The organism is Mesorhizobium sp. M1E.F.Ca.ET.041.01.1.1 (genome assembly GCF_003997355.1).
In the GTDB taxonomy this organism is placed as follows: Bacteria; Pseudomonadota; Alphaproteobacteria; order Rhizobiales; family Rhizobiaceae; genus Mesorhizobium.
On record NZ_RZSL01000428.1, the window covers coordinates 1 to 5,444 of the forward strand.

The 5,444-nt window shown below is 62.8% G+C and carries 3 protein-coding genes and 1 pseudogene; all 4 read left to right on the forward strand.

The genetic code is table 11. The annotated features are described in order from the left end of the window. The coding region (locus tag EOA38_RS26770) for a translocation/assembly module TamB domain-containing protein (RefSeq protein WP_189434919.1) at nt 1–1,720 on the forward strand (1,720 nt) is incomplete at its 5' end. Between the two features lie 273 nt (nt 1,721–1,993). Continuing rightward, nucleotides 1,994–3,646 (forward strand): ABC transporter substrate-binding protein, encoded by a 1,653-nt coding sequence (locus EOA38_RS26775; RefSeq protein WP_126093014.1) that lies wholly within the window; start codon nt 1,994–1,996, stop codon nt 3,644–3,646. Nucleotides 3,647–3,867: 221 nt separating this feature from the next. Next, nucleotides 3,868–4,902, forward strand: coding sequence for an ABC transporter permease (locus tag EOA38_RS26780; protein ID WP_126093015.1), 1,035 nt, complete (start codon nt 3,868–3,870; stop codon nt 4,900–4,902). Nucleotides 4,903–4,914: 12 nt separating this feature from the next. Further along, nucleotides 4,915–5,444: pseudogene (locus EOA38_RS26785) on the forward strand (ABC transporter permease); the annotation flags it as partial.

Consider the following 5,444-nt stretch of genomic DNA (forward strand, 5'->3'; position numbering starts at 1 on the left):
GGCCTCGACCGTGACCATCGCCAACGGCGCGACGACGCTGGACAAGCTGGTGCTCAATCTCGGCGGCGGCACGGCGACGGTGACGGGCAAGGTCGGGCAAGCGCTGGACATCAATGCCAATCTGGCCAGGGTGCCGATGTCGCTCGCCAACAGTTTTTCGCCCGGCCTCGATGCGGCCGGCTCGATCTCGGGCACGGTCAAGGTTAGCGGCGCGCCGGCGAGCCCGTCGGTCGCCTTCAACGTGGACGCTTCCGGCGTGCAGACCTCGCAGACGCGCGGCGCCGGGCTCGGCGGCATGAACGTATCGTCGTCGGGAACCTTTGCCGGCAACAAGCTCGCCTTCGAGGCCAACATCAGCGACGGCGCCGGTCTTGGCCTGAAGGGCGGCGGCACGGTTACGACCGCGGGCACGCCGGCCCTGGCGCTCGACTTCAACGGCAAGGTGCCGTTTTCCTTCCTCGCCGCCAAGCTCGCGGCGCAAGGCCTGGGGCTTACCGGCACGGCCAATGTGAACGTGCAGGTGCGCGGCCCGGCGTCCTCGCCGGTCATCGGAGGCACGGTGACCACCTCGGGCGCGCGCCTCGTCGACGCGCGCTCCGGGCTTGCCGTCAACGACATCGCGGCCGATGTCTCGATCGGCAGCGGCGTCGCCAGGATCAATCGCCTGACCGGCACATTGTCGACGCGCGGCAGCCTTTCGGCCAGCGGCACGGTCGGCATCAACCCGGCGCAAGGTTTTCCGGCCGACCTTTCGATCAAGCTGACCGACGGCCGCTATACCGACGGCAGGGTGGTGACCGCCAATCTCGGCGGCGACCTGACCATCAAGGGTCCGCTGGTCTCGGCGCCGGTGATCGCCGGCACCATCAATCTGGCCAAGACCGTCATCACCGTTCCGGAAAAGCTGCCGGGCTCGCTTTCGGCACTCGACGTCAAGCACAAGAATGCGCCGCGCGCCGTGCGGGCGCAGGACAGAGCGCTGAACCCGCCGACATCCGGCGGCGGCAATGGCGGCAGCGGTCTTGTCCTCGACGTGAAGGTCAACGCGCCGAACCAGATATTCATCCAGGGCAGGGGCCTGGACGCCGAACTCGGCGGATCGCTGAAGCTGACCGGCCCGGCGTCCTCGCCGCAGGCGGTCGGCACCTTCACGCTGCAGCGGGGGCGGCTGACGATCCTCGCCAAGCGGCTGACCTTCACCGAGGGCACGGTCGGGTTCCAGGGGTCGCTGGTGCCTTACCTCAACATGACGGCGACCACGACGACGAGCAGCGCCACCGTCACGATTGTTGTCTCCGGAGAGGCGACAAATCCCAAATTCAACTTCTCCTCGGTGCCGGCGCTCCCCGAGGACGAGGTGCTGGCGCAGCTCATCTTCGGCCGCTCGATGTCGAACCTCTCGCCGCTGCAGATCGCCCAGCTTGCCGATGCCGCCGCGCAATTGGCGGGCGCCGGCGGCTCGACATCGCTGCTCGACAATCTGCGCAGCGCCATCGGCGTCGACGATCTCGACGTGACGACGGACGAGAAGGGCGGCACCGCGGTTTCCGCCGGCAAATACCTCAACGACCGCACCTATGTGACGATCCAGAAGGGCGACAAACCGGGCTCCGGCAAGGCGACGATCGACCTCAATGTCGGGCGCGGCGTCAAGCTGCGCGGCGAGGCCAACGACGCCGGCGAAGCCAAAGGCGGCGTCTTCTACGAGCGCGAGTACTGATGACTTGGCACTCGCCTCGGGCGGAGCCAAGGGAGCTTTTACGGCGCGCGCACGGCCCTTATCCACCTAAAATGTCTTGATTTAATCGTCTGTCGATTTTTCGGAAATGTGCGGTGCACTAACAAATTTGCGTCAAGACTGTCGCTATCGCGCGAACCGGCCTCATTCCAAAGTTGCACATTCCCTAACATGTTCCCATTCCAATACCCTCTTTGACATGATGGTCTGGATGCGGAATGTTAAAAGGCAGAAAGCCAACAATGGGAGTCAGTTATGGCAATCTACAAAAGCAACAGCGACCGCGTTCCGGATCACATCCTGGCCTTGGCCGAAGAAGCCAAGGCAGGAAACGTCGACCGCCGCGAATTCCTGGCTCTGGCCAGCGTCTTCGGAGCGTCCACGGCGATGGCTTACGGCCTGCTCGGTCTCGCTGACCCGACCCCGGCGAGAGCCGAGGACGTTCAGGGCAAGAAGGGCGGCACGCTGAAGGTCGCGCAATGGATCAAGGATCCGAAGGATCCGCGCAAGTCCGACTGGTCGGAAATCGCCAATGCCGAGCGCCAGGCGCTCGAGCCGCTGGTCAAGTACACAACCGAATACACCTTCCGCCCCTATCTGCTGGAAAGCTGGGACGTGAACGATGACGCCACCGAATACACCCTGCATGTGCGCAAGGGCGTGACCTGGTCGAACGGCGATACCTTTACTGCCGATGACGTCATCTTCAACCTCAAGCGCTGGGCCGACAAGAAGGCCGAGGGCAATTCGATGCCCGGCCGTCTTGGCACGCTGGTCAAGGACGACAAGCTCGACGAGAGCGCCGTGACCAAGGTCGACGACATGACTATCAAGCTGAAACTCGGCAAGCCCGACATCGCGCTGATCCCGAACATGTGCGACTATCCGGGCCTGATCGTTCACAAGAGCTTCGACGAGAAGGGCGGCGATTTCAAAGCCTGCCCGATCGGCACCGGCCCGTTCGAGCTCGTCTCCTACGACGTCGGCCAGAAGGTGGTCTACAAGCGCCGCGAAGACAACAAATGGTGGGACGGCGAGGTGTTCCTCGACGGCATCGAGTTCATCGACTACGGCACCGACCCGGGAGCGATGGTCAGCGCCTTCGAGGCTGGCGAAGTCCACACCAATTTCGAGACGTCGGCCGACTATGTGTCGATCCTCGACGGCATGGACCTTGTGAAGTCGGAAGTGGTAACGGCCTCGACGATCGTGTGCCGGACCAATGTCAACAACAAGCCGTATGACAACCAGAAGGTCCGCAACGCGCTGCAGCTCGCGGTCGACAACAGTGTCGTCCTGCAACTCGGCTACGGCAATGCCGGCACGGTGGCCGAGAACCATCACGTATGCCAGATTCACCCGGAATACTACGAACTGGCCAAGGTCGCTCGCGATCCTGCCAAGGCAAAGGCGCTGCTGGCGGAAGCCGGCCAGGCCGACTTCGAGCATGAGCTGATCACGGTCGACGAGGACTGGCACAAGAACACCGGCGACGCGATCGCCGCGCAGATGCGCGACGCCGGCATCAAGGTGAAGCGCACGGTGCTGCCGGGCTCGACCTTCTGGAACGACTGGACCAAATATCCTTTGTCCACGACCAACTGGAACATGCGTCCGCTTGGCGTGCAGGTTCTTGCGATCGGCTACCGCACCGGCGAAGCATGGAACGAGACCGCCTGGTCGAATCCCGACTGGGATGCCAAGCTCAACGCCGCGCTGGCCGTCGCCGACGCCGCCAAGCGCAAGGAGATGATGAAGGACATCGAGCAGATCCTGCAGGATTCCGGTATTATCATCCAGCCTTACTGGCGCAAGCTCTACAGCCACTCGGTCAAGGCGGTGCAGAACTACAAAATGCATCCGACCTTCGAACGCGATTACGGCAAGGTCTGGCTCGACCAGGCGTGATTGGAGCCGATCGGGAAGGGGCTCTTGCCCCTTCCCCTCACTCCCATACACAATGCTGGAACCGGAAGCCGCCGCTCCAAGAGCGCGCGGATTTTTCGGCAACGGCATGTAACAAACAGGGTTGATCGCATCCGAGGGTCCGTCGACAATCAGCCTGGACGCTAACGGCCGGGTTGATTTTAGACAGGCTCCAACCCCCAACCAGACCGGCAGGGGCCGCCATGCTATCCTTCATCCTCAGACGCCTTGGCACGATGGCATTGACGATGCTGTGCCTGACATTGGTCGTTTTCTTTCTGATCAATCTCAACCCGAACCTGAAGAAGCTGGCGATCAGCCAGACCGAAATGCACACCTCGGCCGAGCAGCTCGAGGATTGGCTGGTCAACCATGGCTACCGGCAGAATTTCTTCGTCCGCTATGGTCAGTGGCTGGGGATCCTGCCCAAGCAGCCGATCACCGATCCGGCGACGGGCAAGCCGGCGCAGCGCTTCTCCTTCTGCAACGATCCGGTGGAGCCGAAATTCTCCGGCGTGCTGCAGGGTGATTTCGGCTGCTCGACCAAATTCAAGACGACGGTCGGCGCGAAGCTGTTCCCGGCGCTCGGCGCCACGGGGCTGCTGATGTTCTGGGTGCTGGCGGTGATGGTGCCGATCTCGCTGCTTGTCGGGATACTCGCCGGCATGCGCGAGGGCTCGCGCACCGACCGCACGCTGTCGGTCGCCTCGATCGCCTCGACGGCGACGCCTGAATATGTATCGGGCGTCATCTTCACCGTCATCTTCGCCTCGTGGCTCGGCTGGCTGAACGGCTCGGCGGCCTCGGCAAGCCAAGGCCTCACCTTCTATAATTTCACCCTGCCGGTGATGACGCTGGCCATCTACGGCACCGGCTACATAGCGCGCATGACACGCGCCTCGATGGTCGAGGTGATGACGCAGCAATATATCCGCACTGCCCGCCTCAAGGGGCTCTCCTTCAGCAGCGTCGTCGTCAAGCACGCACTGCGCAACGCGCTGATCGCGCCGTTCACCGTAATCATGCTGCAATTCCCGTGGCTGCTCACCGGCGTCGTGATCGTCGAGGTGATGTTCCGCTACCAGGGGTTCGGCTACACGCTGGTGGAAGCGGCGGGCAACAATGACATCGACCTTCTGCTCGGTTGCTCGCTGGTCTCGGTGTTCATCGTGCTGATCACGCAGCTCATCTCGGATGTCGGCTACGCGTTTCTCAATCCGCGTATCAGGGTTCAATAGGGGGCGAAGCGGATGCAGATCGAATATATCAGCGCCCTCAGCGTCATTATTGGTGTGATTTCCAGGTTCTGGCCGGTCTGGCTGGCGCTCGCCATCGTCATGGGCGTGAGCTTCGCCTATAAGAAGAAACTCGGCCTCTACGGCCAGCTCTTCGACAGCGGCGTCGGCATTGCCGGCGTCGGCATCTGCCTGTTCTGGCTGTTCACGGCGATCTTCGCCTCGACCATCTCGCCCTTCGATCCGCTGGCGCAGGTGTCGATCATGAAGGACACGCTGCCGGGCGCAATCGAGCCGACCTCGAAGCTCATCTATTATTTCGGCGGCGACAAGCTCGCGCGCGACGTGTTCTCGCGCATGGTCTATGGCAGCCAGATCGTGCTGATCATCGCCCCGGCCGCGACCGGCTTTGCGCTGATGGTCGGCATCACGCTCGGCCTGCCGGCCGGCTACTACGGCGGCAAGATCGACACGGTGCTTTCGTTCCTCGCCAATCTGGTGCTGGCTTTCCCCGTCATTCTGCTGTTCTACCTGCTTGTTACGCC